A 25,280-nucleotide genomic window follows, 5' to 3' on the forward strand; every position below is an offset into this window, starting at 1 on the left:
CAACGGCCCGGGTCCTACATTGGAGGTGCCGCAGCTCCCCCGAGGACCGGAGCCGTCATGTCCGTGACCCATCACGTGCCTGCTGCCGTTCATCCCACCTACGAGGGCCCGTCCTTCGACACGCTGCGCCGCCAGGACCCGCAGATCGCGGACATCCTGTTGGGCGAGGCACATCGTCAGAGCTCGACGCTCCAGCTCATCGCCGCCGAGAACTTCACCTCGCCCGCGGTCCTCGCCGCGCTCGGCTCGCCGCTCGCCAACAAGTACGCCGAGGGCTACCCCGGCGCCCGCCACCACGGCGGCTGCGAACTCGTCGACGCCGCCGAGCGGATCGCCGTCGAGCGCGCCACCGCCCTGTTCGGCGCCGAACACGCCAACGTGCAGCCCCACTCCGGGTCCTCCGCCGTGCTCGCGGCGTACGCCGCGCTGCTGAAGCCGGGGGACAAGGTGCTCGCGATGGGCCTTGCGTACGGCGGCCACCTCACCCATGGCTCGCCGGCGAACTTCTCGGGCCGGTGGTTCGACTTCATCGCCTACGGGGTCGACGCGGAGACCGGGCTCATCGACTACCACCAGGTCCGCACCCTCGCCCGGCACCACCGTCCCAAGGCGATCGTCTGCGGCTCGATCTCGTATCCCCGCCATCCCGACTACGCCGCCTTCCGCGAGATCGCGGACGAGGTCGGTGCCTATCTGATCGCCGACGCCGCGCACCCGATGGGACTGATCGCCGGCGGCGCGGCCCCCAGCCCCGTGCCGCACGCCGACGTGGTGTGCGCAACGACACACAAAGTCCTGCGCGGACCTCGCGGCGGAATGATCCTGTGCGGGTCGGAGCTGGCCGAGCGCATCGACCGGGCGGTCTTCCCGTTCACCCAGGGAGGCGCCCAGATGCACTCGATCGCCGCCAAGGCGGTCGCCTTCGGCGAGGCGGCGACACCGGCGTACACGGCATACGCCCATCAGGTGGTGGCCAACGCCCGGGTACTCGCCGAGGGGCTCGAGGCGGAGGGTTTCACGGTGCTGACCGGCGGCACCGACACCCATCTGATCGGCGCCGATCCCGCAGCTCTCGGCGTGGACGGCAGGACGGCCCGCGGCCGCCTCGCCGCCGCGGGCATGGTGCTGGACACCTGCGCCCTGCCGTACGGGGACGGCCGCGGCATCCGGCTGGGCACCGCCGCGGTCACCACCCAGGGCATGGGACAGCGGGAGATGGCGCGGATCGCCGTGCTGTTCACGGCCGCGCTGCGCAGCGAAGGGGAACAGGCCCGGGAACTGCCGGCTCAGGTGCGTGAGCTGGTGGGGAGATTTCCTCCGTTTGCGGGTTAGACGGGCGGCTGTGCAACCATCACAGCTCCCCGGATGTCCTCAAGCATGTGGCCACCACAGCTAGGGTGTGGGGCTGAGATGGCCAGCGATTCCTGTGGGGCAGCCCGTGCGTGATTACCTGCTGACGCTCTGTGTCACGGCCGCGGTGACGTATCTGCTGACCGGTCCGGTGCGCAAGTTCGCCATCGCGACCGGCGCGATGCCGGAGATCCGTGCCCGTGACGTGCATCGTGAACCGACGCCGCGACTGGGCGGCATCGCGATGTTCTTCGGGCTGTGCGCAGGTCTGCTCGTCGCCGACCACCTGTCCAACCTGAACAGCGTGTTCGAACTGTCCAACGAGCCACGCGCCCTGCTGTCCGGCGCCGCGCTGATCTGGATCATCGGCGTCCTGGACGACAAGTTCGAGATCGATGCGCTGATCAAACTCGGCGGCCAGATGATCGCCGCGGGTGTGATGGTGATGCAGGGTCTGACGATCCTGTGGATTCCGGTCCCCGGTGTCGGCACCGTCTCGCTGACCAGCTGGCAGGGCACGCTGCTGACCGTCGCCCTGGTCGTCATCACCATCAACGCGGTGAACTTCGTCGACGGTCTCGACGGCCTGGCCGCCGGCATGGTGTGCATCGCCGCCGCGGCGTTCTTCCTGTACTCGTACCGGATCTGGTTCGGGTACATGCTCGAGGCGGCCGCCCCCGCCACCCTGTTCACCGCGATCCTGATGGGCATGTGCCTGGGCTTCCTGCCCCACAACATGCACCCCGCCCGGATCTTCATGGGCGACTCCGGCTCGATGCTGATCGGTCTGGTGCTGGCGGCGGCGGCGATCTCGGTCACCGGCCAGGTCGACATGGACGCCCTCAAGCTCTTCGAGGGCGGTACGCGTGAGGCCACGCATGCGGCGCTGCCGGTCTTCATCCCGCTGCTGCTGCCGCTGACGATCATCGCGATCCCGATCGCCGACCTGGTGCTCGCGATCGTCCGCCGCACCTGGAAGGGCCAGTCGCCCTTCGCGGCGGACCGCGGGCATCTGCACCACCGGCTGCTGGAGATCGGCCACTCGCACAGCCGCGCGGTGCTGATCATGTACTTCTGGTCGGCTCTGATCGCGTTCGGCGTCGTGGCGTACTCGGTGCACTCGGCGTCGATGTGGATCGTGCTGCTCATCGTCGCGCTGAGCGCGGTCGGCCTGGTGCTGTTGCTGCTGCCGCGCTTCACGCCGAGGGCCCCGAGGTGGGCGGAGGCGTTCGTCCCGCCGCGCTACCGGCGCAGCCGGGTACGCCGGCAGCCGCAGGCCGCCGTGTCGGCGGCCGGGCCGGTGGAGACAGGGTTCCCGGAGATCGAGGACGAGCTGGGGGAGCGCACCCCGGTCGCGGCGGGCGTTCAAGGCGTCCACGGCGCCAACGGTGCGACGGCGATCGGCCCCCGCTCACGCTTCCCGGACCGGCGCAAGGCCGGCACCCGGGGTTGACCGGCGCCGCATATGTCGCCTATTACCAGACATAGCGAACATCTTTCGTGCACACACGCGCGCAGTCGCTCTCATGTGTGAGAGTTGGCACACCGTCGGGTAAAGACCTCATCAAATAGTTTGTGATACCGTTCACGAGAACCCAGGACAGAGCCGAAGGACCGTAGTGCGACGGTCCGTTGGCCCCGAGGTACATCTCGGACCGGGATCACGCTCGTCCATGACGACACCACTGCCCCCACCAGCAAGCGGAGCTGCCGCCATGCCGTCCAATGACGCACGCACTCTTCTCCTCGCCGCCGTACCCACCGCAGCCGCCGGCGTGATCGCCGCCGTGATCAGCGGGGTGGTCGCCGGTGGAAAGGGAGCGCTCGGTGCGGTGGTCGGCACCCTGGTGGTCATCCTCTTCATGGGGATCGGGATGGTCGTGCTCCAGCGGACGGCGAAGTCGTTCCCGCACCTCTTCCAGGCGATGGGCCTGATGCTGTACACGGCCCAGCTGCTGTTGCTCCTCGTCTTCATGGCCGTCTTCAAGGACACCACCCTGTTCGACGCCAAGACCTTCGCCTTCACGCTCCTCGCGGCGACCATTGTCTGGGTCGGCGCACAGGCACGTGCTTACATGAAGGCGAAGATCCTCTACGTCGATCCCGAAGCCGCGAAGGGCCGGGCGCCCGAGAAGACGGGCTCGGCGACGTGAGAGGTAGGGCCGGGATAAGTGGCAGTTCGTTCTCCTGCTATCGTCCGGTGCCAACTGCGGCACTGCGGGCGCGGGCATCTGAGCTGACGCCTGTTCCAACGCGAGGCTCAACGCCTGACAGCCGCTCCCACATCCGAAACACCAGTCCAGTGCCGAACCGCGGCTGCGCGCCGCGCCGACACAACGAGGTTGCCGTACCTATGCGCCACGCTGAAGGAGCCCGCGGTGAGTGCTGACCCCCAGATGCTCGCCTTTGACGCAAGCTGCCAGATCTTCAGGGACTGTGGCTTCCCGGCACCAGGTCTGCATTCCTTCCTGTTCAAGCCCATCTTCACCGTCGGCAGCTTTGAGTTCAACAAGGCAATGCTGCTTGCGCTGCTCGCCTCGGTGGTTGTCGTCGGGTTCTTCTGGGCCGCGTTCAGCAAGCCGAAGCTGGTCCCCGGCAAGATGCAGATGGTCGGTGAGGCGGGTTACGACTTCGTCCGCCGCGGGATCGTCTACGAGATCATCGGCAAGAAGGACGGCGAGAAGTACGTCCCGCTGATGGTCTCCCTGTTCTTCTTCATCTGGATCATGAACATGTGGGCCGTGATCCCGCTGGCCCAGTTCCCGGTGACCTCGATCATCGCCTACCCGGCCGCCATGGCCCTGCTGGTGTACGTGATCTGGGTCGGCCTGACGTTCAAGACGCACGGCTTCGTCGGCGCCTGGAAGAACATCACCGGCTACGACAAGTCGCTCGGCTGGATCCTGCCGCTGATCGTCGTGCTGGAGTTCTTCTCCAACCTGATCATCCGGCCGTTCACGCACGCGGTCCGACTCTTTGCGAACATGTTCGCGGGTCACATGCTGCTGGTGATGTTCACGCTCGCCAGCTGGTACCTGCTGAACGGCATCGGCATCATCTACGCCGGCACGTCGTTCGTGATGGTCATCGTGATGACCGCCTTCGAGCTCTTCATCCAGGCTGTTCAGGCATATGTCTTCGTGCTCCTGGCCTGCAGCTACCTCCAGGGCGCGCTCGCCAAGAGCCACTGAGCGACCCGACCCCCTGCCCAACAGACGTCCGGTGGCCAACCCCCACCGGTCCGTGAAAGAGAAGGAAGAACTGGCATGTCCCAGACCCTTGCCGCCGTCACCGGCAACCTCGGCTCCATCGGTTACGGCCTTGCCGCGATCGGCCCCGGCGTCGGCGTCGGCATCATCTTCGGTAACGGCACCCAGGCCCTCGCCCGTCAGCCCGAGGCGGCCGGTCTGATCCGTACCAACCAGATCATGGGTTTCGCCTTCTGTGAGGCGCTCGCCCTCATCGGCATCGTCATGGGCTTCGTCTTCCGCGCCTGATCCGAAGACAGCCCAACCTCTTTACGGAAGGCACTGATGTGAACCCTCTGGTTCAGCTCGCGGCTGCGGAGGAGCAGAACCCGCTCATTCCGCACCCGGATGAGCTCGTCATCGGCCTGATCTCCTTCGCGATCGTCTTCTTCTTCCTCGCGAAGAAGCTTCTTCCGAACATCAACAAGGTTCTGGAAGAGCGTCGCGAGGCCATCGAAGGCGGCATCGAGAAGGCCGATGCGGCCAAGATCGAAGCCGAGAGCGTACTCGAGCAGTACAAGGCTCAGCTCGCCGAGGCCCGTCACGAGGCCGCGCGGCTGCGCCAGGAGGCCACCGAGCAGGGCACCGCGATCATCCAGGAGATGAAGGCGGAAGGCCAGCGGCAGCGCGAGGAGATCATCGCGGCCGGCCACGCCCAGATCGAGGCCGACCGCAAGGCCGCGGCCGCGGCGCTGCGTCAGGACGTGGGCAAGCTCGCCACCGAACTGGCCGGCAAGCTGGTCGGTGAGTCCCTCGAGGATCACGCCCGCCAGAGCCGCACCATCGACCGCTTCCTCGAGGCCCTCGAGGACGGCGCTTCGAAGGCTGAGGCCACCCGATGAACGGTGCGAGCCGCGAGGCGCTGGCCGCCGCACGCGAGTCCCTCGACGCGCTGACCGACAACACGTCGGTCGACGCGAAGAAGCTCGCGGACGAGCTGGCCGCCGTGACCGCACTGCTCCACCGCGAGGTGTCGCTGCGTCGGGTCCTGACCGACCCGGCGCAGGCCGGCGAGGCCAAGGCCCAGCTGGCCGGGCGCCTGTTCGGCGGGCAGGTGGGCGGCGAGACCGCCGACCTGATCACCGGCATGGTGCGGTCCCGCTGGTCGCAGTCGCGTGACCTGGTCGACGCGCTCGAGGAGCTGGCGAACATCGCCGACCTCACCGCCGCGCAGCGGACCGGTGTCCTCGACGACGTCGAGGACGAGCTGTTCCGGTTCGGCCGGATCCTCGGCTCCAGCACCGAGCTGCGGTCCGCGCTGACCGACCGGTCGGCGCCGGCGTCCGCCAAGAGTGAGCTGCTGCGCAGCCTGCTCGGCGGGAAGGCCGATCCGGTCACCGAGCGTCTGGTTGTCCGTCTTGTGACCCAGCCCCGGGGACGTAGCCTGGAGGCGGGACTCGAGTCCCTGTCCACGCTCGCCGCGGCGCGCCGGGACCGGACGGTGGCCGTCGTCACCACGGCGGTACCGCTGACCGATGCGCAGAAGCAGCGCCTCGGCGCCGGTCTGGCGCGGATGTACGGCCGCGAGATGCACCTCAACCTCGAGGTGGACCCGTCGGTCCTCGGCGGGATCCAGGTGCGGGTCGGCGACGAGGTCATCAACGGCACGATCGCGGACCGGATCGCCGAGGCGAAGCGGCGCATCGCCGGCTGACGGCACCAATTCAACAAGCATGGCAAGCGGCCCGGTTGGGCCGTGCAGAGATTGCAGAAGATTCCTGGGGGTCGGCCCCCAGACCCCCAAAGAAACTTCGGGCCCAACAAGGAGAGCAGGGAACCCAGATGGCGGAGCTCACGATCCGGCCGGAGGAGATCCGGGACGCGCTGGAGAACTTTGTCCAGTCGTACCAGCCGGACGCGGCCTCGCGCGAGGAGGTCGGTACGGTCAGCCTTGCCGGCGACGGCATCGCGAAGGTCGAGGGTCTTCCCTCGGCCATGGCAAACGAGCTGCTGAAGTTCGAGGACGGCACCCTCGGCCTCGCCCTCAACCTCGAGGAGCGCGAGATCGGTGCCATCATCCTCGGCGAGTTCAGCGGCGTCGAGGAGGGTCAGCCGGTCACCCGTACCGGCGAGGTCCTGTCCGTAGCCGTCGGCGAGGGCTACCTCGGCCGTGTTGTCGACCCGCTCGGCAACCCGATCGACGGCCTCGGCGAGATCGAGACCGACGGCCGCCGCGCGCTTGAGCTGCAGGCGCCCGGCGTCATGGTGCGTAAGTCGGTGCACGAGCCGATGGAGACGGGCTACAAGGCCGTCGACGCGATGACCCCGATCGGCCGTGGTCAGCGTCAGCTGATCATCGGTGACCGTCAGACCGGCAAGACCGCCCTGGCCGTCGACACGATCATCAACCAGCGCGACAACTGGCGCTCGGGCGACGTGAACAAGCAGGTCCGCTGCATCTACGTCGCCATCGGCCAGAAGGGCTCCACCATCGCGTCCGTGCGCGGCGCGCTGGAGGAGGCCGGTGCCCTGGAGTACACGACCATCGTCGCCGCCCCGGCGTCCGACCCGGCCGGCTTCAAGTACCTTGCGCCGTACACCGGTTCGGCCATCGGTCAGCACTGGATGTACCAGGGCAAGCACGTCCTGATCATCTTCGACGACCTGTCGAAGCAGGCCGACGCCTACCGCGCCGTGTCGCTGCTGCTGCGCCGCCCGCCGGGCCGTGAGGCCTACCCGGGTGACGTCTTCTACCTGCACTCCCGTCTGCTGGAGCGCTGCGCGAAGCTCTCCGACGAGATGGGCGCCGGTTCGATGACGGGTCTGCCGATCGTCGAGACCAAGGCGAACGACGTGTCGGCGTTCATCCCGACCAACGTCATCTCCATCACCGACGGCCAGTGCTTCCTGGAGTCCGACCTGTTCAACGCCGGCCAGCGTCCGGCCCTGAACGTCGGTATCTCGGTCTCCCGTGTCGGTGGCTCCGCCCAGCACAAGGCCATGAAGCAGGTTTCCGGCCGCCTCCGTGTGGACCTCGCACAGTTCCGTGAGCTCGAGGCGTTCGCCGCCTTCGGTTCCGACCTGGACGCCGCCTCGAAGGCCTCGCTGGAGCGCGGTAAGCGCATGGTAGAGCTGCTGAAGCAGGCGCAGTACCAGCCGATGTCGACCGAGGACCAGGTCGTCTCCGTCTGGGCCGGCACCACCGGCAAGATGGACGACGTCCCGGTTCAGGACATCCGCCGCTTCGAGCGCGAGCTGCTGGAGTACCTGCACCGCGAGGAGGGCGGCCTGATGACGTCGATCCGCGAGGGCGGAAAGATGTCGGACGACACCCTGACCAAGGTCGCGGACTCCATTGCGACGTTCAAGAAGCAGTTCGAGACGCACGACGGCAAGCTGCTCGGCGAGGACGCTCCGGCGACCGTCAACGTCTCGAAGTGACGACGGAAGGGACCTGACTCATGGGAGCGCAGCTCCGGGTCTACAAGCGTCGCATCCGGTCCGTCACCGCGACGAAGAAGATCACCAAGGCGATGGAGATGATCGCCGCCTCGCGCATCGTCAAGGCACAGCGCAAGGTGGCGGCCTCCACGCCGTACGCGACCGAGCTCACCCGCGCGGTCACGGCGGTGGCGACCGGATCGAACACCAAGCACCCCCTGACCACGGAGGCGGAGGCCCCGACCCGTGCCGCGGTTCTGCTCATCACGAGCGACCGCGGTCTGGCCGGCGGCTACTCCTCCAATGCCATCAAGGCGGCCGACCGGCTCACCGAGCGGCTTCGCGGCGAGGGCAAGGAGGTCGACACGTACATCGTCGGCCGCAAGGGTGTCGCCTACTACGGCTTCCGTGAGCGCAAGGTCACGGACTCGTGGACCGGGTTCACGGACAGCCCGGAGTACGCGGACGCCAAGAAGGTCGCCGGCCCGCTCATCGAGGCTGTCCAGAAGGACACCGCGGAGGGCGGCGTCGACGAGCTGCACATCGTCTTCACGGAGTTCGTGTCGATGATGACGCAGAACCCCGTCGACAACCGGATGCTGCCGCTCAGCCTTGAGAAGGCGGCGGAGGAGAGCGGTACGAAGGGCGAGATCCTTCCGCTGTTCGACTTCGAGCCGTCGGCGGAGGACGTCCTCGACGCCCTGCTTCCGCGCTACGTCGAGAGCCGTGTCTACAACGCACTGCTGCAGGCCGCCGCTTCCGAGCACGCGGCCCGCCGCCGGGCGATGAAGTCGGCGACCGACAACGCGGGCGAGCTGATCAACACGCTCTCCCGACTTGCCAACGCGGCCCGCCAGGCCGAAATCACCCAGGAAATCAGCGAGATCGTCGGTGGCTCCAGTGCCCTGGCCGACGCGACCGCGGGGAGTGACAAGTAATGACGACCACTGTTGAGACGGCCGCCGCCACGGGCCGCGTCGCCCGGGTCATCGGCCCGGTCGTCGACGTGGAGTTCCCCGTCGACGCGATGCCGGAGATCTACAACGCGCTGCACGTCGAGGTCGCTGACCCGGCCCAGGACGGCGCCAAGAAGACGCTGACGCTCGAGGTTGCCCAGCACCTCGGTGACGGCATCGTCCGCACCATCTCGATGCAGCCCACCGACGGTCTGGTCCGCCAGGCCCCGGTGACCGACACGGGCGCGGGCATCAGCGTCCCGGTCGGCGACTTCACCAAGGGCAAGGTGTTCAACACCCTCGGTGAGGTGCTGAACCACCCCGAGGAGAACGCCAACGTCGGCGAGCGCTGGCCGATCCACCGCAAGGCCCCGGCCTTCGACCAGCTCGAGTCCAAGACCGAGATGTTCGAGACCGGCCTGAAGGTCGTCGACCTTCTCACCCCGTACGTCAAGGGTGGAAAGATCGGTCTGTTCGGTGGTGCCGGTGTCGGCAAGACCGTTCTGATCCAGGAAATGATCATGCGTGTCGCCAACCTCCACGAGGGCGTTTCCGTCTTCGCGGGTGTCGGTGAGCGTACGCGTGAGGGCAACGACCTCATCGGCGAGATGGAGGAGTCCGGCGTTCTGGAGAAGACCGCGCTGGTCTTCGGCCAGATGGACGAGCCCCCGGGCACCCGTCTGCGCGTCGCCCTGGCCGGTCTGACCATGGCGGAGTACTTCCGCGATGTGCAGAAGCAGGACGTGCTCTTCTTCATCGACAACATCTTCCGGTTCACCCAGGCCGGTTCCGAGGTGTCCACCCTGCTCGGCCGTATGCCGTCCGCGGTGGGTTACCAGCCGAACCTGGCGGACGAGATGGGTCTGCTGCAGGAGCGCATCACGTCGACCCGTGGTCACTCGATCACCTCGATGCAGGCGATCTACGTCCCCGCGGACGACCTGACCGACCCGGCGCCGGCCACCACCTTCGCCCACCTCGACGCGACGACGGTTCTCTCCCGTCCGATCTCCGAGAAGGGCATCTACCCCGCGGTGGACCCGCTGGACTCGACGTCCCGCATCCTGGACCCGCGTTACATCGCGCAGGACCACTACGACGCCGCCATGCGCGTCAAGGGCATCCTGCAGAAGTACAAGGACCTCCAGGACATCATCGCGATCCTCGGTATCGACGAGCTGGGCGAGGAGGACAAGCTGGTTGTCCACCGTGCCCGTCGTGTCGAGCGCTTCCTGTCCCAGAACACCCACGCGGCGAAGCAGTTCACCGGCGTGGACGGTTCGGACGTGCCGCTGGACGAGTCGATCTCCGCGTTCAACGCGATCTGCGACGGTGAGTACGACCACTTCCCCGAGCAGGCGTTCTTCATGTGCGGTGGCATCGAGGACCTCAAGGCCAACGCCAAGGAGCTCGGCGTCTCCTGAGTCCCCTGACTCGCTGAAGGGGGCGGGTGCCCCCCGCCCCCTTCAGTACGCCCCCTCCCCCTGCCTCCGGCGGGGGAGGCCCAGGTCGAAAGGCCTGGGGCGGCCCGGACGCTTCGGTATTTCCGGGCCCTACTAGACTTATGACCCAACACCCGGCACAACCGCCGGGTGGTGACCCGAGGAGCCACCCTTGGCTGCTGAGCTGCACGTCGAGCTGGTCGCCGCCGACCGGCAGGTCTGGTCCGGCGAGGCCACCCTGGTCGTCGCGCGCACCACGTCCGGCGACATCGGCGTCATGCCCGGTCACCAGCCGCTGCTCGGTGTGCTGGAGTCGGGCCCGGTGACCATCCGTACGACCTCCGAGGACGGGGCGAGGACTGTCGTCGCCGCGGTGCACGGCGGTTTCATCTCGTTCGCGGACAACAAGCTGTCGCTGCTCGCGGAGATCGCCGAGCTGGCGGACGAGATCGATGTCCAGCGCGCCGAGCGTGCGCTGGAGCGTGCCAAGTCGGACGCGGACGGTGCCGCCGAGCGTCGTGCCGATGTCCGGCTGCGCGCGGTGGCGGTGCACTAGTCACCCCGCCGGCAGTTTTGTCCTCAGCCGCGGCCGGGTCGGATCCATTCCAGACCCTGCCGCGGCTGAGGCGATGCAGGCTCATGTGAATTTCGGCTACGGGACGATGCGAGGAGGTCGGTGGAGATGGTCCTCGCTCTGCTTGTGAGCTGCCTGGTCGTCGCACTGGTAGTGATCGGGTTGTTCGTCTTCGGGCTCCGCAGACGGCTGATCCAGCGCTCGGGCGGCACCTTCGACTGCAGCCTGCGCTGGAACGTGCCGGAGAAGACCGATCTCTCCGGCAAAGGCTGGGTCTACGGAGTCGCCCGCTACAGCGGCGACCGGATCGAGTGGTTCCGGGTCTTCTCGTACGCTCCCCGCCCGCGCCGGGGCCTCGAGCGCTCGGCGATCGAGGTGCTCGCACGCCGCAGTCCCGAGGGCGAGGAGGAGCTGGCGCTGCTCTCCGACGCGATCGTGCTCGGGTGTCTGCACCGCGGCACCCGCCTGGAGCTGGCGATGAGCGAGGACGCGCTGACCGGCTTCCTCGCCTGGCTGGAGGCGGCACCTCCCGGCCAACGAGTCAATGTCGCCTGAATAGGCAGCCTCGTTGGATGGGGGTCCCCCGGACGGAGTCTGGGGGAGAGTCGATGTCGCCTGAATAGGCAGCCTCTCCCCCTGGACGGAGTCCGGGGGAGGGCCAATGCTGCCTGGACGGCATCAGGCCTGGTCGGGCGCGGGCAGGATGACCCGGGGCGCGCGCACGGACGCCGGCCGGTCCTTCCACTCCCGCGGATAGCCCACCGACACCTCCTCGAACCGCACCCCGTCGGCCCACATCGTCCGCGGGATGTGCAGATGCCCGTAGACGACGGTGACCGCACGGAATCTGCGATGCCAGTCGGCGGTGCCGACGGTGCCGCACCACTGTGCGAACTCCGGGTAGCGCAATACCTCGGTGGGGTGTCGCGTCAGCGGGAAGTGGTTGACCAGGACGGTCGGCAGCGCCGGATCGCACTGCGCCAGCCGCGCCTCGGTGATCTCCAGCCTGGCCCGGCACCAGGCGTCCTGGCTGGGATACGGGTCCGGGTGCAGCAGGAACTCGTCGCTGCACACCACGCCCGCGCGGTACGCGGCCGCCAGAGACTCCTCCTTCGTGGAGGTGCCGGGCGCGTGGAAGCTGTAGTCGTACAGCACGAAGAGAGGGGCGATCACGACCGGGCCGCCCTCGCCGTGCCACACCGGATACGGATCCTCCGGGGTGATGACGCCGAGACGGCGGCAGATCGCCACCAGGTGCTCGTACCGCTCCTGGCCGCGTAACTGGACCGGATCGGCGCGGGGCGTCCACAGTTCGTGGTTGCCGGGTGTCCACACCACCGTGTCGTACCGCTCGGCGAGCAGGGCCAGCGTCCGTTCGATGTCGGCGACGAGTTCTCCGACGTCGCCGGCGACGAGAAGCCAGTCCGCGGGCGACTCGGGTTGCAGGCCTTCCACGATCGCGCGATTGTCCCGATAGGCCGTATGAAGGTCGCTGATCGCGAGCAGCCGGCCCGTTCCCCCGTGTGATCCAGCCATGATCCGGACGCTACCACTGGAAGTGAAGGGCCGTCAGCAGACTGGCTGCTGACGGCCCTTGGCGCTACGAGGTGCCGGGTGCGGCTATCCCAGCCCGCTGTTGATCGCGCTGACCAGCTCTCCGTTCGCCGTGTCGCCGCTGAACTCCCAGAAGAACGCGCCTCCCAGGCCCTGGCCGTTCGCCCAGCTCATCTTGGAGCCGACGGTGGCCGGGGTGTCGTAGCTCCACCAGTTGCTGCCGCACTTGGCGTACGCGGTGCCGGCGATCGTCCCGGTGGCCGGGCAGGTGTTCTTGAGGACCTTGTAGTCCTCGATGCCCTGCTCGTAGGTACCGGCGGCCGGGCCGGTCGCGGTACCGCCGGGTGCCGCCTGCGTCACGCCGGTCCAGCCGCGCCCGTAGAAGCCGATGCCCAGCAGAAGCTTCGACGAGGGCACGCCCTTCGCCTTGAACTTGGCGATCGCCTCGGCGGAGTTGAAGCCTGCCTGCGGGATGCCCGGGTACGAGGTGAGCGGGGAGTGCGGAGCCGTCGGGCCCTGCGCCGCCCAGGCGCCGAAGAAGTCGTACGTCATCACGTTGTACCAGTTGACGTATTGCGCGGCGCCCCCGTAGTCGGCGGCGTCGATCTTGCCGCCGGACGACGCGTCGGCCGTGACGGCCGCCGTGACGAGGTTGTTCGTACCGAACTTGGCGCGCATGGCCTGCATCATGTTCTTGAACGCGGCGGGGCCGCTGGTGTCGCAGGACAGACCGCAGGCGTTCGGGTACTCCCAGTCCAGGTCGATGCCGTCGAAGACATCGGCCCAGCGGGGGTCCTCGACCAGGTCGTAGCAGGACTGCGCGAAGGCGGTCGGGTTGGCGGCCGCCTGGCCGAAGCCGCCGGACCAGGTCCAGCCGCCGAACGACCAGAGGACCTTGATGTGCGGGTACTTGGCCTTCAGCTTGCGCAGCTGGTTGAAGTTGCCGCGCAGCGGCTGGTCCCAGGTGTCGGCGACGCCGTCGACGGACTGGTCGGCGGTGTACGCCTTGTCGTAGTCGGCGTAGGCGTCACCGATGGTGCAGCGGCCGCCGGAGACATTGCCGAACGCGTAGTTGATGTGCGTGATCTTCGACGCGGAGCCGGAGGTCACCAGGTTCTTCACGTGGTAGTTGCGCCCGTAGACACCCCACTCGGTGAAGTAGCCCAGCTTGACCTTGCCACCGGGGCCGGGGCCCGGGTCGGTGCCGCCGCCGGTGGTCCGCACGGCGCGCGCGCCGCTGACGGGTCCGGTCTGGTCGGCGGTGTCACGCGCCCGCACGGTGTACGAGTAGTCGGTGCCGGCGGTCAGCCCGGTGTTGGTGTACGTGAGCCCGGTGACGGTCGCGACCGTGGTGCCGTCGCGCAGGACGTCGTAGTTCTTGATGCCCTTGTCGTCGGTGGCCGCGGTCCAGCTCAGCGTCACCGCGGTGTTGGTGATGTTGCTCGCGGACGGGGTGCCGGGGGCGGAGGGCGGGTTGTCCCCGGGGACGCTGCCGCCGTCGCAGGAGCCGCCGTTGATCTTGCAGTTGCCCGGCGAGCCGGGGCCTGCGCCGTTGAAGCCGAACGAGACGGAGGCGCCGGGGGCCAGCGTGCCGTTCCAGCTCTTGTTCTTGGCCGTCCAGTGGGTGCCGGCGCTGGTGACGTCGGCGTCCCAGGCGGAGGTGACGGACGTACCGGAGGGGAAGTCCCACTCCACGGTCCAGGAGGCGATCGAGGTGGTGCCGGTGTTCTTCACCGTCCACTTGCCCTCGAATCCGGTGCCCCAGTCCTGGACCTTGGTGTAGGTGGCTGTCGCGGACGTGGCCGCCTGGGCCGGCGTGGCGAGGCCGACCATGGCGGCCAGGGGGAGCAGCAGGGCGGTGAGTCCCGCCGTCGCTCTGGATCTGAATCTGCGTCTGGTGCGGGGGGTACTCGTGCTCAAGGGTGCTCCTCGAGATACGTACGGACAGTAAGGGGGTTGGTCCGTGCAGGCACTCGGCGGGGCTCACCGCAGTGTGCCGTGCCGCGAGAGTAGGAAGGTCTGGACCAATCGTCAATAGGTCCAGACCAAAGTCGAACGCGGATCCGGGCCTGTTCCTCAGACCCCCAACTCCTGGGCCAGCACGGCTGCTTGGACCCGGCTGCGCAGCTCCAGCTTCCCCAGCAGACGGCTGACATGCGTCTTCACCGTGGTCTCCGCCATCGACAGCCGGCCGGCGATCTCGGCGTTCGACAGCCCCGCGCCGAGACACGAGAGCACCTCGCGCTCCCGTCGCGTCAGCACATCGAGAACGGCCGGGTCCGGCGCGTCCGCCGGCCGTACCGGTGCGGCCGAGGCGAACTCCGCGATCAGCCTGCGCGTCACGGCGGGCGCGATCAGCCCTTCGCCGCGCGCCACCGTGCGCACCGCATCGAGCAGATCCTTCGCTTCGGTGTTCTTCAGCAGAAAGCCGGAGGCCCCGGCCCGCAGCGCCCCGAAGACGTACTCGTCGAGATCGAACGTCGTCAGTACGAGCACGTCCGCCAGCCGCTCGGCCGTCACCTGCCGGGTCGCCGAGACCCCGTCCAGCTTCGGCATCTGCACATCCATCAGCACCAGATCGGGGCGCAGCTCACGGGCCAGCCGTACCGCCTCCTCGCCGTCCGCGGCTTCGCCGACCACCTCGATGTCCGCAGCGCTGCGCAGGATCAGGACCAGACCCGCGCGCACGGCGCTCTGGTCCTCGGCCACCAGCACGCTGATGGTGTGCGGGCCGTCCCTGCCGGGCTCGTGCGGCGGGACTGCGGGGGACGTCATGCCGAGGGCTCCTTGTCGTTCAGCGGGGGCAGCTCCGCCCGTACACACCAGACTTTCTGCGGCCCCCCGGGCGGACCGGCGGCCGGACCGGCCTCGAACGTCCCGTCCAGAAGGGCCACCCGCTCGTGCATACCGACCAGACCGGCTCCGGAGCCGGGGGCGCGCGGTCCCTGCCGTTGCCCGAACGGACTGGTCACCGTCACGACCAGCGGCTCACCCGTCGCACCGGACACGCTGATCTGCACCTCACCCGCTGCCGCATGCTTGATCGCATTGGTCAGCGACTCCTGGACGATCCGGTACGCCGCGAGCTCGACCGGAGCGGGCAGCCGCTCTCCTCTGTCCCTGCGGTCGTCGAGTGCGAAGGTCAGCCCGCTCGACCCGCCGTTGCTCCTCGCCTGCTCCACCAGCGCCTCGAGACCGTCCAGCGTGGGAGCCGCGGCCGGCTCGGCGTCGCCGCTGCTGTCCCGCAGCAGCCCGATCAGCCGGCGCATCTCCGCCAGCCCCTCGACGCTGTTCTCCCGGATCACCCCCAGCGCCTGCCGGGTGGTCGCCGCATCGTCGAGCGACAGCGCGGCCGTGGAGTGGATCGCGATGGCCGACAGATGGTTGGCCACCATGTCGTGCAGCTCACGGGCCATCCGGGCACGCTCGGCCACCACCGCCTGGGCCCGGTCCATCTCCGCGAGCAGCGCTGTCTGCTCGGCACGCAGCCGGGCCGAGTCCGCGGCGTCGCGGTGATTGCGCACGATCACACCGGTGACCGCAGGGAAGAACGACACCAGCGCCGTCACCACGCCGATGAGCAGCGCCACCGGATCCCGGAGCCAGGCCAGGAAGCCGATGGTCACCCCGATGCTGATCAGGCCGGTCGTCACCGGGACACGGCGGGCGGTGGCGGGGGTTCCGTACAGCACGGCCGCATACACGAGGTCCGCGAACATGACGACCGTCGCGATGTTGCCCGGGGTGAACTGGTCCGCGACGACCGCGACCGTACCGATGTTCAGCACGGTACGGGGCATGATCCTGCGCACCAGCTCCAGTGCGGCCATCACCGTCAGCGGCACCAGCGCCGTCCACGCGGGCAACAGGGCGGGGGCGCCCCGGCTGTGCAGCCCGAGGGACCACAGCAGCAGGCCGATGAGCAGACCGGCGACCGCGAGGAAGGCATCGTCGCGGTGCGGGCGGGGGAAGGTCACCCCTCCATCAAACACGGACCGGGCCCCGGCCTGCCTCATCGCACGGACGGATGCCCCACTACATCGAAGGATGCAGTGCCACTTCGTCACTGGCGACGACGATTCGTGCCTCCGGCGCCGGGAGTCTGGACGGGAAGGAAGGGAGACTGCCGTGATCGTCACGCTGATCGTTGTCTGCGAGGTCGGATTCTGGGTGCTGCTGGCCCTCGGGCTCGCGTTGCGGTACCTGGCGAAGATGCGCAGGCTGGGCGCGGCCGTGCTGCTGATGGAGCCGCTGCTCGAGGTCGTGCTGCTGGTGGTCACCGCGATCGACCTCAAGAACGGCGCCGAACCCAGCTGGAAGCACGGTCTGGCCGCGCTCTACATCGGCTTCACCGTCGGCCACGGCCACCGCACGATCAAGTGGCTGGACGGTCACGCCGCCCACCGCTTCGGCGGTGCCCCGCGCCCGGTGGGACCGCCGAAGTACGGCATGGCCAGGGCGCGCCACGAGGGCAGGATCTGGCTCGGCACACTGATCGCGGGGGCCGTCGCCACGGTGCTGCTGCAACTGGCCGTCTGGTACGTGGGTGACGCGAGCCGCACCGGTTCACTGCGGGACTGGATGTACGCCTCGTGGCGCGCGGTCGGCATTCACGGTCTGATCGCGCTCAGCTATGCGCTCTGGCCCAGGAAGGCCCCGGCGCAGGGCACGGACACGGACCGCGCCGGGGAGCGCGAGCCGGTCCGGGTGGACCGTTCCTAGCGGTCCCCGCCCGGTACCCACAGGACGTCGCCGATCTCCTTGTTCGCCGTCCTCGCCAGAATGAACAGCAGGTCGGAGAGCCGGTTGAGATACGTCGCCGTCAGCGCGTTCATCGTCTCGCCGTGCACCTCCAGCGCCGCCCACGTCGAACGCTCCGCCCGCCGGACCACCGTGCAGGCCTGGTGGAGCAGCGCCGCGCCCGCAGTGCCACCCGGAAGGATGAAGGAGCGCAGCTTCTCCAGCTCCTCCAGGAAGCGGTCGCAGTCGGCCTCCAGCTTGTCGATGTACGACTGCTCCACCCGCAGCGGCGGGTACTTGGGGTCCGCGACCACCGGCGTCGACAGATCCGCGCCGACGTCGAACAGGTCGTTCTGCACCCGGACGAGGACCTTCACGACATCCTCGCCCAGATTGCCCAGTGCGATGGCCGTGCCGAGGACGGCATTGGCCTCGTTGGCGTCGGCGTACGCGGAGATCCGCAGATCGGTCTTGGCGGTGCGGCTCATGTCGCCGAGGGCGGTGGTGCCCTTGTCGCCGGTACGTGTGTAGATGCGCGTCAGATTGACCATGAGGCCAGCCTAGTTACGCACGGCGCGGGGGGCAGGGACGTGTGCCCACCGTCACCCCGGGCGCCGCCGCACGCCGCTCGGAGCCACCGGGCGCACCCTCGTCAGTGTGATGTCCGCAATACGAGACGTGACGCGCATCTCTTCCCCACCCGACAGCCCCTCACGGGCGCTAACCTCCGGCAGAGAGCCCACATGTAAACAGTTGTTAAGGAGTGCCGCAGTGGCCAGGAAGCTCGCCGTCATCGGGGCCGGACTCATGGGGTCCGGTATCGCGCAGGTCTCCGCCCAGGCGGGCTGGGACGTCGTTCTGCGGGATGTCACCGACGCGGCCCTGACCCGCGGCCTGGACGGCATCAAGGCTTCCTACGACCGGTTCGTGGCCAAGGGCAGGCTCGAAGAGGCCGACGCGGACGCGGCGTTGGCGCGTATCACCACCTCGACCGACCTGGACGCCGTCGCCGACGCGGACATCGTCGTCGAGGCCGTCTTCGAGAAGCTCGAGGTCAAGCACGAGATCTTCCGGGCTCTCGACAAGATCGTCCGGGACGACGCCGTGCTCGCCTCCAACACCTCCGCCATCCCGATCACCAAGATCGCGGCGGTGACGGAGCGTCCGGAGCGCGTCGTCGGCACCCATTTCTTCTCGCCGGTGCCGATGATGCAGCTGTGCGAGCTGGTGCGCGGCTACAAGACCAGCGACGAAACCCTCGCCACCGCACGTGAGTTCGCCGAGTCGGTCGGCAAGACCTGCATCGTCGTGAACCGCGACATCGCCGGTTTTGTCACCACCCGCCTCATCTCGGCGCTCGTCGTCGAGGCCGCGAAGCTGTACGAATCGGGCGTGGCCACCGCCGAGGACATCGACATCGCCTGCAAGCTGGGCTTCGGCCACGCCATGGGGCCCCTCGCCACCGCCGACCTGACCGGTGTGGACATCCTGGTGAACGCCACCAGCAACATCTACACCGAGTCCCAGGACGAGAAGTTCGCCCCGCCGGAGCTGATGCGCCGGATGGTGGATGCGGGTGACATCGGCCGCAAGAGCGGGCAGGGCTTCTACAAGCACTGATCCACCATCACCCTCCGGGGTGATTTCGGTATCGGTTCGCTTACAAGCAGCAACCGCCTCGGCCTTGCGGCAGTCAGTGGTTGCAAAGAAAGACGTGACGTCACAGAGCACTCTCGGGGAGCGCATATGCACATCAGGGGCGACCACACCGAGCTGGTCGTCGGGGGCCGCCTCGACGTCCGCAGCGCGGCGGACGCCCGTACGGTGCTGCACTCGGCCGTCGACGACGGAGTCGGCGACCTGGTGCTCGACCTGACACACCTCGACTCGTGGGACGCCACCGGGCTCGGGGTCATCATGGGCGCGCACCGGCGGGCCGGCCGGTGCGGCCGCCGACTGGTGCTGCGCGGCGTACCGCCGCAGATGCAGCGCCTGCTGGTGGCCACCCGGCTGCATCGCATCCTCGCCATCGAAGGCGGTATCGCGGCCGAATCGCTCCCCCGGGTCTGACCGCTACGAGCAGGGAATCCTCACGAGACGGTCACGTCCGGGGCGGGGGAGACCCCGGCGGTTTCGCGATGCCGTGCGAACGTCTAGGGTTCGATCGCCTGCCCTTTCGACGGACCCGTGAGGCAGGCACCGGACCCGAAGCGACAGCGGGCGTGCAGACAGGCCGGGAGGGCATTCGCACGCGGCTCCGGCACCAGGATTTCCCGGTCCTGGCGGAGCGAGGCTAGAGCTAACCGCATCTGGGGGCTTTGACCATGGACAACGACAGCTTCGGCGACGGCGCGGGACCGGCTCGTCCGCCGCGTGATGCCATCACGCCGGACCGCGCACCGTCCTTGCCGGCACCCGTCCGTACGGTCCGGCTCGTCGCGGGCGACTTGCTGCTCACCGTCAACCCGGTCGACGGCAGCGAGGTCGAACCATGCCCGCCGGGGGAGCAGCCCGGTCCGCCCGCCCGGCGCACCGCCGCCGAGCGCGCCGAGTTCCAGCGTGCCGCGCAGCCGCCCGTACCGCCGGGACCCGCCTCGCCGCGGCTCCCGCTGCTGGAGCGGGACGAGGAGCGCGAGCGGCTCGTACGCCTGCTGGGCCGCGGCCGCTCCGTGCGGCTGACCGGTCCCGCCGGCTCCGGCCGCAGCGCCCTGCTCGACGCCGTCGCCGAGCGCTGCGGGGGCCTCGCGCCCGACGGCGTCGTACGGCTCAGCGGCTTCCACCGCACCCCCGCCGAACTGCTCCAGGAGCTGTTCGCCACCGTGTACGCCGCGCCCCGGCACCGGCCGGACCCCGAGGCGTTCGCCGGGTACGTCCGTGACATCGGCGCGATCGTCCTCCTCGACGATCTCGAGTTCGGCGAGGCCGCGCTCGGCGAGCTGCTGGACGCCGCTCCCGAGTGTGCCTTCCTCGTCGCGGCGACCCCCGACGTCCCCTCGCCCGCCTCTGACTCGCACCTCGAAGAGGTCATGCTCAGCGGTCTGGGCCGGGCCGCAGCCCTGGAGCTGCTGGAGCGCACGGTCGACCGACCGCTCAGCGAGGACGAGCAGAACTGGGCCGGTGACCTCTGGTTCGAGTCCGAAGGACTGCCGCTGCGCTTCGTGCAGGCCGGTGCGCTGCTCCGGCAGTGCGACAGCCTGCGTGCCGACCCGGAGGCGTTCGAGGAGTTCGCGCCCTTCGCCGCGGCCCAGGGCAAGGACGTTCCGCTGCCGTCGCTGGGGGAGGGCGCCGCGCCCTCCTCGCTGCTCGCCTCCCGGCTCAGCGAATCCGCCCGCCAGACGTTGCGATTCGCCGTCGCCCTCGGCGGTGAGGTCCCGCACCAGGCGCATCTGCCGGCGCTGGTGGGCGACACCCACGCCGACGCCGCACTCGGCGAACTGATGAGCTGCGGACTGCTCACTCCGGTCGGCTCCCGCTACCGGCTGGCCGCGGGGGTCCTCGCTCAGCTCACCGAGAAGGGCTACGCGGAGGACGCGGCCGCCACCGCCCACACCGCGGCCCAGCACTATGCCTGGTGGGCGGGGCATCCCTCGGTGACTCCGGAGCGTGCTGTCGCCGAGGCGGACGCGATCATGGCCGCTCTCGGCACGCTGGTGCCGGGCCGCGAGCCCGGACACCCCAGCACGGCCGTCCTGCTCGCACGCAGCGCCGCGCCCGCGTTCGCCGCGGGGCAGCACTGGGGAGCATGGGAGCGTGCGCTGCGGGCCGGCTCCGAAGCCGCCCGAATATCCGGTGAGGTCGCCGAAGAGGCCTACTTCCACCACGAGTTGGGCGTTCTGGCGGTGTGCACCGGAAGTCTGGACCGGGCCAGGGCCGAACTGGAGGCATCCATCGGCATGCGCGGCGCGCTGGCCGACAAGAACGGCACGGTCGCTGGACGGCGGGCGCTGGCCCTTGTCGCGGACCGTGCGGAGGGCACGTCGCCGGCCGGCGGCACCCCGGGCGACGAGCCGCCGGCCGCCGAACGGCCGGCGGAGCCCGTCTCTCCGCCGCGCGGTGTCCCGGCCGTCCGCGCCCTCGCCGCCCTGGAGTCGGTTGCCAGGACATCGCCGTTGCGGGCTCTGCCCGCGAACGAGCCGCAGACGGTCGTGACCCGGCGCGAGACGCCCTCGGACGACGACCGGCCCACGGGCCGCCGTGCCGTGCTCTTCGGCGCCCGGCGCAATATGGTCGCGGCGGGCGCGGGCGCGCTGCTTGCCGCCGTTCTGGGCACGGTGGTCACCCTCGGCACGGTCTCCGACAAGGAGGAGACACCGAGCGACGACATCGGGACCGGCCAGTCCGTGAACGAGGGCGACAGCGCGGACGGCTGGGACACTTCGGATCCGGCAGACGGTGCGCCGGCCGACGAGGACGAGGACAAGGACGACAAGGACAAGAGCGCCAAGCCCTCGGACTCGGGCTCGCCGAGCCCGAGTTCGTCGACGAGCGACCCGTCGACGCCGGGGGAGGGGCCGTCGTCGAGTGCGTCGACGCCGGGCACCGGGCCGTCGACCTCGAAGCCGCCCACGAAGCCGACGAAGTCGCCGACTCCGACGAGGACCCCGACACGGACGCCGACTCCTACCCCCACCCCGACTCCGACCCCCACGCCGACTCCGAGCTCGACGCCGTCCTCGCCCGGCGGCAGCGAATCGGTGACGAGCAGCGCCTCCGCGACCCCGGGTGCTGCCGGCTACTCCCCGCCGGTGATCTGACGACGCAGCCAGGGGCCGGGGCGCCGGTGCGCCTTCGTCCGTTCCGACCGTGCGGGCCGATCCGGCGGTCTGCGTCGGGTGTGGTCCCGTCGGCCGGCCTCTTGCGGGGCGCGGGGCGGCACTGCGGCCCGCCTGCTCGCCCCATGGCGGTCCTCCGGCGCCCGCCGTCGGGCGATGCGCCCCTGCATCGTGGGGACCCCGGCGCGGCCGACGCGACCCGGGAGCAACGCGTGCCTCACACGACACCGCGGCCCCGGAGCCGCTGCGCGCGCCCGGGGCCGGTCAATGTTCACTCAGCTGACGAATCTCAGAAGAGCCGCAGCTTGTCGTCCTCGATGCCCCGCAGCGCTTCGTAGTCGAGCACCACACAGCCGATGCCGCGGTCCGTCGCCAGTACCCGTGCCTGGGGCTTGATCTCCTGCGCCGCGAACACGCCCTTCACCGGCGCCAGATGCGGGTCGCGGTTCAGCAGCTCCAGATAGCGGGTGAGCTGCTCCACGCCGTCGATCTCGCCGCGCCGCTTGATCTCCACCGCGACCGTCGAGCCGTCGGCGTCCCGGCAGAGGATGTCCACAGGGCCGATGGCGGTGGGGTATTCGCGCCGGATCAGGCTGTATCCCTCGCCGAGTGTCTCGATCCGGTCGGCGAGAAGCTCCTGGAGGTGCGCTTCCACGCCGTCTTTGATCAGGCCGGGGTCGACACCGAGTTCGTGCGACGAGTCATGGAGGATTTCCTCCATCGTAATGATCAGTTTCTCGCCCGCTTTGTTCACCACGGTCCACACGCTGCCGTCGCCCTCCTTCAGCGTGCACGGCGGTGACATCCAGTTCAGTGGTTTGTACGCTCGGTCGTCGGCATGGATCGAGACGCTCCCGTCGGCCTTGACCAGGATCAACCTGGGGGCAGAGGGCAGATGGGCGGTGAGCCGGCCCGCGTAGTCCACGGAGCAGCGGGCGATGACGAGGCGCATGGTCGGCAACGCTACTCGACGCACGGTGTTGCGCGCGATTCGCCCTGGAAGCACCCTTCGTTATTTGGCCGGTTGTGTTCCCAATCTCCTGGTGCGGTCCGGACAGCGCACTTACCGTGGAAGCGGGAGGTCGCGGCGCATGCACTCTGCGTTGTCGTGTGTCGTTGGTATGTCGGCGCACGTCCGTTTCCTCCTTCCCTGCCCGTAAGGCCCCGTTCGGCGGGGCCGCGAGAGGAGAACCCATGTCGCTCGACGTCTCACCGGCGCTGTTGGAACAGGCCGAGCGAGGCGAGGTCGACGAAGCCGCTTTCGTCGACTGCGTCCGGACCTCCCTGCCCTACGCATGGGAGATGATCAGTTCTCTGGTGGCTCAGCTGAAGGTGGACGGCGGGGACTTCGCCGACAACCAGACGCCTCCGCCGGACGAGCAGGCACGTGGTCAGCTGCTGCGCGCGCTCGCGAGTGACGCGATTCGCGGTGCGCTGCAACGGCACTTCGGGGTGCGTCTGGCATTCCAGAACTGCCACCGCGTCGCGGTGTTCCCGCTGGACTCTTCGGTCGACGAGCGGCTCGCCCGCTTCACCTCCGTACGGGGTCAGCTGCTCAATCAGTCGCCCGAACTGCGCGACTGCTGAAGTCTTTTGCTGCCGCTCCCCATCGCGGGAGGTGCAACTGATGTCGGAGCGGCAGCACCTCCCGGACGACCCGGACCCGGACCTGTGGGTCGCACTGTGTCCTCAGCCGAGCAGGGGCAGTACCTCCGTGCCCAGCCGCCGTACGTTCTCCTCGGTGGCGGCGAGATCGCCCGAGCCCTCGGCGAGCAGTGCGAAACGAGTGATCCCGGTGCGCTCGGCGGTCGCCGCGAGCCGGTCCGCCGCACGCCGGGGCGGGCCCACGGGATGCAGCGTGCACAGCAGTTCGGTGTACGCCACCGGGTCGCGCATCGCGCGGTGCCGGCCGTCGACGGTGACATGGGCGTCCAGGCCCTGCCTGAGCCAGCCGGGCATCGTCTTCACCAGGGTTTCGGTGGCCTCGCGGCTGTGGTCGCCGATCTGCACCAGTCCGGCCGACACATGGCCGGCCGAAGCGACCGTCTCGGGCGCGTGGCCGGCTGCCAGCGCGTGCGTGCGCCACAGAGCGACCATGTCCGCCTTCTCCTCGTCGCCGCAGTGCATCCCGAGCAGCATCGCCAGCCCGCGCTCCGCGGCGAGACGCACGCTCTTCGGCGACGTGCATGCGACGATGACCTCGGGTCCGCCGGGCGGGCCGTCGATGAGCTCGTCGGGCCGTGGCACGACCGGCACCGGGCGGAAGCTGAACCGCTCACCCTGCGCACCGACTTGGGGCTCGCGCAGCCAGCGCAGCAGCAGATCGAGGGATTCGGGGAAGCCCCTCTCGTACGCGGCGAGGCCGGCGCCGAACACCTCCAGGTCGACCCAGGGCCCACCGCGGCCCACCCCGAGCGAGAACCGTCCGTCCGAGGTGAGATGCAGCAGCGCGGCCTGCTCGCCGAGCGCCACCGGATGGGCGCTCGGCAGGACGCTCACGGCCGTGCCGACCCGGATCCGCCGCGTACGCCCGAGCAGCAGGGCCGCAAGGGTCACCGCCGACGGGCACACCCCGTACGGAACGAAATGGTGCTCGGCCAGCCACACGGAATCCAGCCCGGACTCCTCCGCGACCTCGGCGGAGCGCACCGCGCGGTGCAGCGCCTCCCCCTGCCCCTGGCCCGGAAACTGGGCCGCCAGTACGAAAGTTCCAACGCGCATCGCCATCTGCCTCCTTGCGGCCGACGCGTCACTCCCCCACTGGCAACAACGCCTGACACGTGCCATGGGCACGGGTAGGCGCAAAGTTGTTGCGATTGTCCGGTAACTGCGCCTGATTTGAGCCACGGTCTCATGCTGCGGGGGCAGGTACCCGTGACTTCGGCCCTTACGCTGGAAGGGAACTGTCCGGACTTGCCCCGTGAGGTGTCACGTGTCTCCGCGCCGCAACCGCCCCCGTGGCGGCGAGAAGCCGACCGATCGCTCAGGCGAGCCGGGAGAGCGGTACGGAGGCTTCGGCAGAGCCGAGTCCTGGCAGGGCGAGGAGTGGTCGGTGCGCCATGTCGCGGGCGCCGCCGCCGACGGCAAGCGGTACCGATGCCCGGGCTGCGACCAGGAGATCCCCTCGGGAGTGCCGCACGTCGTGGCCTGGCCCGAGCATTCCGGCGTCGACGACCGCAGGCACTGGCACAAGGCGTGCTGGAACGCGAAGGACCGCCGCACCACGAGGGTGCAGCGGTCCCGTAACGCGCCGAGGTACTGAG

The 25,280-nt window shown here is 69.3% G+C and carries 25 protein-coding genes; 18 read left to right on the forward strand and 7 right to left on the reverse strand.

Annotation, left to right across the window (positions count from 1 at the left end; all coding sequences use genetic code 11):
• Positions 1-57: 57 nt before the first annotated feature.
• From glyA to ABZ208_RS10440, 12 genes are all read left to right on the forward strand, one after another.
• The gene (gene glyA, locus ABZ208_RS10385; protein WP_356909095.1) at positions 58-1,332 is read left to right on the forward strand and encodes a serine hydroxymethyltransferase; all 1,275 of its coding nucleotides are present in this window, start codon (positions 58-60) and stop codon (positions 1,330-1,332) included.
• 106 nt (positions 1,333-1,438) lie between these two features.
• Positions 1,439-2,803 (forward strand): MraY family glycosyltransferase, encoded by a 1,365-nt coding sequence (locus ABZ208_RS10390; protein WP_356909096.1) that lies wholly within the window; start codon positions 1,439-1,441, stop codon positions 2,801-2,803.
• Between the two features lie 262 nt (positions 2,804-3,065).
• Positions 3,066-3,503, forward strand: a complete 438-nt coding sequence (locus ABZ208_RS10395; protein ID WP_328396367.1) for a hypothetical protein — start codon at positions 3,066-3,068, stop codon at positions 3,501-3,503.
• A gap of 225 nt (positions 3,504-3,728) precedes the next feature.
• The gene (atpB, locus tag ABZ208_RS10400; protein WP_328396365.1) at positions 3,729-4,541 is read left to right on the forward strand and encodes a F0F1 ATP synthase subunit A; all 813 of its coding nucleotides are present in this window, start codon (positions 3,729-3,731) and stop codon (positions 4,539-4,541) included.
• A gap of 75 nt (positions 4,542-4,616) precedes the next feature.
• The gene (gene atpE / locus ABZ208_RS10405; protein WP_356631845.1) at positions 4,617-4,847 is read left to right on the forward strand and encodes an ATP synthase F0 subunit C; all 231 of its coding nucleotides are present in this window, start codon (positions 4,617-4,619) and stop codon (positions 4,845-4,847) included.
• Between the two features lie 38 nt (positions 4,848-4,885).
• On the forward strand, positions 4,886-5,440 hold the full coding sequence (locus tag ABZ208_RS10410) for a F0F1 ATP synthase subunit B (RefSeq protein ID WP_328396361.1): 555 nt from the start codon (positions 4,886-4,888) through the stop codon (positions 5,438-5,440).
• Positions 5,437-6,252, forward strand: a complete 816-nt coding sequence (locus ABZ208_RS10415; RefSeq protein WP_356909097.1) for a F0F1 ATP synthase subunit delta — start codon at positions 5,437-5,439, stop codon at positions 6,250-6,252. Before ABZ208_RS10410 ends, ABZ208_RS10415 begins: the two co-directional genes overlap by 4 nt.
• Before the next feature lie 128 nt (positions 6,253-6,380).
• Complete coding sequence (gene atpA, locus ABZ208_RS10420) at positions 6,381-7,979, forward strand: F0F1 ATP synthase subunit alpha (protein ID WP_356909098.1); 1,599 nt, start codon at positions 6,381-6,383, stop codon at positions 7,977-7,979.
• A gap of 20 nt (positions 7,980-7,999) precedes the next feature.
• Positions 8,000-8,917, forward strand: a complete 918-nt coding sequence (locus ABZ208_RS10425; protein WP_328396355.1) for a F0F1 ATP synthase subunit gamma — start codon at positions 8,000-8,002, stop codon at positions 8,915-8,917.
• Positions 8,917-10,359, forward strand: coding sequence for a F0F1 ATP synthase subunit beta (gene atpD, locus ABZ208_RS10430; RefSeq protein ID WP_328396353.1), 1,443 nt, complete (start codon positions 8,917-8,919; stop codon positions 10,357-10,359). Before ABZ208_RS10425 ends, atpD begins: the two co-directional genes overlap by 1 nt.
• Before the next feature lie 190 nt (positions 10,360-10,549).
• On the forward strand, positions 10,550-10,933 hold the full coding sequence (locus ABZ208_RS10435) for a F0F1 ATP synthase subunit epsilon (RefSeq protein WP_356909099.1): 384 nt from the start codon (positions 10,550-10,552) through the stop codon (positions 10,931-10,933).
• A gap of 126 nt (positions 10,934-11,059) precedes the next feature.
• A complete protein-coding gene (locus ABZ208_RS10440) occupies positions 11,060-11,506 on the forward strand; it encodes a DUF2550 domain-containing protein (protein ID WP_328396349.1) in 447 nt (148 codons plus the stop codon).
• A gap of 123 nt (positions 11,507-11,629) precedes the next feature.
• Here ABZ208_RS10440 and ABZ208_RS10445 read toward each other — a convergent pair whose 3' ends face one another.
• The 4 genes from ABZ208_RS10445 to ABZ208_RS10460 all read right to left on the reverse strand — a co-directional run bounded on the left by ABZ208_RS10445 (position 11,630) and on the right by ABZ208_RS10460 (position 16,482).
• On the reverse strand, positions 11,630-12,487 hold the full coding sequence (locus ABZ208_RS10445) for a metallophosphoesterase (RefSeq protein ID WP_356909100.1): 858 nt from the start codon (positions 12,485-12,487) through the stop codon (positions 11,630-11,632).
• An 84-nt stretch (positions 12,488-12,571) separates the two neighbouring features.
• Positions 12,572-14,338 carry a glycoside hydrolase family 18 chitinase gene (locus ABZ208_RS10450; protein WP_356909170.1) on the reverse strand — a complete coding sequence of 589 codons (1,767 nt, stop codon included), beginning with the start codon at positions 14,336-14,338 and terminating at the stop codon, positions 12,572-12,574.
• Between the two features lie 243 nt (positions 14,339-14,581).
• Complete coding sequence (locus ABZ208_RS10455) at positions 14,582-15,280, reverse strand: response regulator transcription factor (protein ID WP_356909101.1); 699 nt, start codon at positions 15,278-15,280, stop codon at positions 14,582-14,584.
• Entirely contained in the window at positions 15,277-16,482 is a 1,206-nt protein-coding gene (locus ABZ208_RS10460) for a histidine kinase (RefSeq protein ID WP_356909102.1), read from the reverse strand. Before ABZ208_RS10460 ends, ABZ208_RS10455 begins: the two co-directional genes overlap by 4 nt.
• A 151-nt stretch (positions 16,483-16,633) precedes the next feature.
• Between ABZ208_RS10460 and ABZ208_RS10465 the strand changes: the two genes are divergently transcribed.
• Entirely contained in the window at positions 16,634-17,227 is a 594-nt protein-coding gene (locus tag ABZ208_RS10465) for a hypothetical protein (RefSeq protein ID WP_328396341.1), read from the forward strand.
• On the opposite strand, the gene ABZ208_RS10470 is transcribed toward ABZ208_RS10465, so the two are convergent.
• Positions 17,224-17,796: a cob(I)yrinic acid a,c-diamide adenosyltransferase gene (locus ABZ208_RS10470; protein ID WP_356909103.1), complete on the reverse strand. Its 573-nt coding sequence runs from the start codon at positions 17,794-17,796 to the stop codon at positions 17,224-17,226. The two genes, ABZ208_RS10465 and ABZ208_RS10470, sit on opposite strands and share 4 nt — an antisense overlap.
• A 220-nt stretch (positions 17,797-18,016) precedes the next feature.
• Here ABZ208_RS10470 and ABZ208_RS10475 point away from each other — a divergent pair, with 220 nt between their 5' ends.
• From ABZ208_RS10475 to ABZ208_RS10485, 3 genes are all read left to right on the forward strand, one after another.
• Positions 18,017-18,865, forward strand: a complete 849-nt coding sequence (locus tag ABZ208_RS10475; protein WP_328396337.1) for a 3-hydroxyacyl-CoA dehydrogenase family protein — start codon at positions 18,017-18,019, stop codon at positions 18,863-18,865.
• 126 nt (positions 18,866-18,991) lie between these two features.
• Positions 18,992-19,315 (forward strand): STAS domain-containing protein, encoded by a 324-nt coding sequence (locus ABZ208_RS10480; protein ID WP_328396335.1) that lies wholly within the window; start codon positions 18,992-18,994, stop codon positions 19,313-19,315.
• 254 nt (positions 19,316-19,569) lie between these two features.
• The gene (locus ABZ208_RS10485) at positions 19,570-21,999 is read left to right on the forward strand and encodes an ATP-binding protein (protein ID WP_356909104.1); all 2,430 of its coding nucleotides are present in this window, start codon (positions 19,570-19,572) and stop codon (positions 21,997-21,999) included.
• A 307-nt stretch (positions 22,000-22,306) separates the two neighbouring features.
• Here ABZ208_RS10485 and nucS read toward each other — a convergent pair whose 3' ends face one another.
• A complete protein-coding gene (nucS, locus tag ABZ208_RS10490; protein WP_356909105.1) occupies positions 22,307-22,969 on the reverse strand; it encodes an endonuclease NucS in 663 nt (220 codons plus the stop codon).
• Positions 22,970-23,211: 242 nt separating this feature from the next.
• Between nucS and ABZ208_RS10495 the strand changes: the two genes are divergently transcribed.
• On the forward strand, positions 23,212-23,604 hold the full coding sequence (locus ABZ208_RS10495) for an SCO5389 family protein (protein WP_177147611.1): 393 nt from the start codon (positions 23,212-23,214) through the stop codon (positions 23,602-23,604).
• 102 nt (positions 23,605-23,706) lie between these two features.
• Here the strand turns inward: ABZ208_RS10495 and ABZ208_RS10500 are convergent, their stop codons facing one another.
• Positions 23,707-24,738, reverse strand: coding sequence for an LLM class flavin-dependent oxidoreductase (locus tag ABZ208_RS10500; protein WP_356909106.1), 1,032 nt, complete (start codon positions 24,736-24,738; stop codon positions 23,707-23,709).
• A gap of 211 nt (positions 24,739-24,949) precedes the next feature.
• On the opposite strand from ABZ208_RS10500, the gene ABZ208_RS10505 reads away from it, so the two are divergent.
• On the forward strand, positions 24,950-25,279 hold the full coding sequence (locus ABZ208_RS10505; RefSeq protein ID WP_356909107.1) for an ATP/GTP-binding protein: 330 nt from the start codon (positions 24,950-24,952) through the stop codon (positions 25,277-25,279).
• Position 25,280 lies beyond the last annotated feature (1 nt).

The sequence above is a fragment of the Streptomyces sp. NPDC006208 genome, assembly GCF_040613775.1.
Classification (GTDB): Bacteria; Actinomycetota; Actinomycetes; order Streptomycetales; family Streptomycetaceae; genus Streptomyces.

What these genes read in the sequence shown, in the direction of transcription:
- glyA (WP_356909095.1), top strand. Translation starts at nt 58, where the DNA reads ATGTCCGTGACCCATCACGTGCCTGCTGCCGTTCATCCCACCTACGAG.
- ABZ208_RS10395 (WP_328396367.1), top strand. Translation starts at nt 3,066, where the DNA reads ATGCCGTCCAATGACGCACGCACTCTTCTCCTCGCCGCCGTACCCACC.
- atpE (WP_356631845.1), top strand. Translation starts at nt 4,617, where the DNA reads ATGTCCCAGACCCTTGCCGCCGTCACCGGCAACCTCGGCTCCATCGGT.
- ABZ208_RS10415 (WP_356909097.1), top strand. Translation starts at nt 5,437, where the DNA reads ATGAACGGTGCGAGCCGCGAGGCGCTGGCCGCCGCACGCGAGTCCCTC.
- atpA (WP_356909098.1), top strand. Translation starts at nt 6,381, where the DNA reads ATGGCGGAGCTCACGATCCGGCCGGAGGAGATCCGGGACGCGCTGGAG.
- ABZ208_RS10425 (WP_328396355.1), top strand. Translation starts at nt 8,000, where the DNA reads ATGGGAGCGCAGCTCCGGGTCTACAAGCGTCGCATCCGGTCCGTCACC.
- atpD (WP_328396353.1), top strand. Translation starts at nt 8,917, where the DNA reads ATGACGACCACTGTTGAGACGGCCGCCGCCACGGGCCGCGTCGCCCGG.
- ABZ208_RS10440 (WP_328396349.1), top strand. Translation starts at nt 11,060, where the DNA reads ATGGTCCTCGCTCTGCTTGTGAGCTGCCTGGTCGTCGCACTGGTAGTG.
- ABZ208_RS10445 (WP_356909100.1), bottom strand. Translation starts at nt 12,487, where the DNA reads ATGGCTGGATCACACGGGGGAACGGGCCGGCTGCTCGCGATCAGCGAC.
- ABZ208_RS10450 (WP_356909170.1), bottom strand. Translation starts at nt 14,338, where the DNA reads ATGGTCGGCCTCGCCACGCCGGCCCAGGCGGCCACGTCCGCGACAGCC.
- ABZ208_RS10455 (WP_356909101.1), bottom strand. Translation starts at nt 15,280, where the DNA reads ATGACGTCCCCCGCAGTCCCGCCGCACGAGCCCGGCAGGGACGGCCCG.
- ABZ208_RS10470 (WP_356909103.1), bottom strand. Translation starts at nt 17,796, where the DNA reads ATGGTCAATCTGACGCGCATCTACACACGTACCGGCGACAAGGGCACC.
- ABZ208_RS10480 (WP_328396335.1), top strand. Translation starts at nt 18,992, where the DNA reads ATGCACATCAGGGGCGACCACACCGAGCTGGTCGTCGGGGGCCGCCTC.
- ABZ208_RS10485 (WP_356909104.1), top strand. Translation starts at nt 19,570, where the DNA reads ATGGACAACGACAGCTTCGGCGACGGCGCGGGACCGGCTCGTCCGCCG.
- nucS (WP_356909105.1), bottom strand. Translation starts at nt 22,969, where the DNA reads ATGCGCCTCGTCATCGCCCGCTGCTCCGTGGACTACGCGGGCCGGCTC.
- ABZ208_RS10495 (WP_177147611.1), top strand. Translation starts at nt 23,212, where the DNA reads ATGTCGCTCGACGTCTCACCGGCGCTGTTGGAACAGGCCGAGCGAGGC.
- ABZ208_RS10500 (WP_356909106.1), bottom strand. Translation starts at nt 24,738, where the DNA reads ATGCGCGTTGGAACTTTCGTACTGGCGGCCCAGTTTCCGGGCCAGGGG.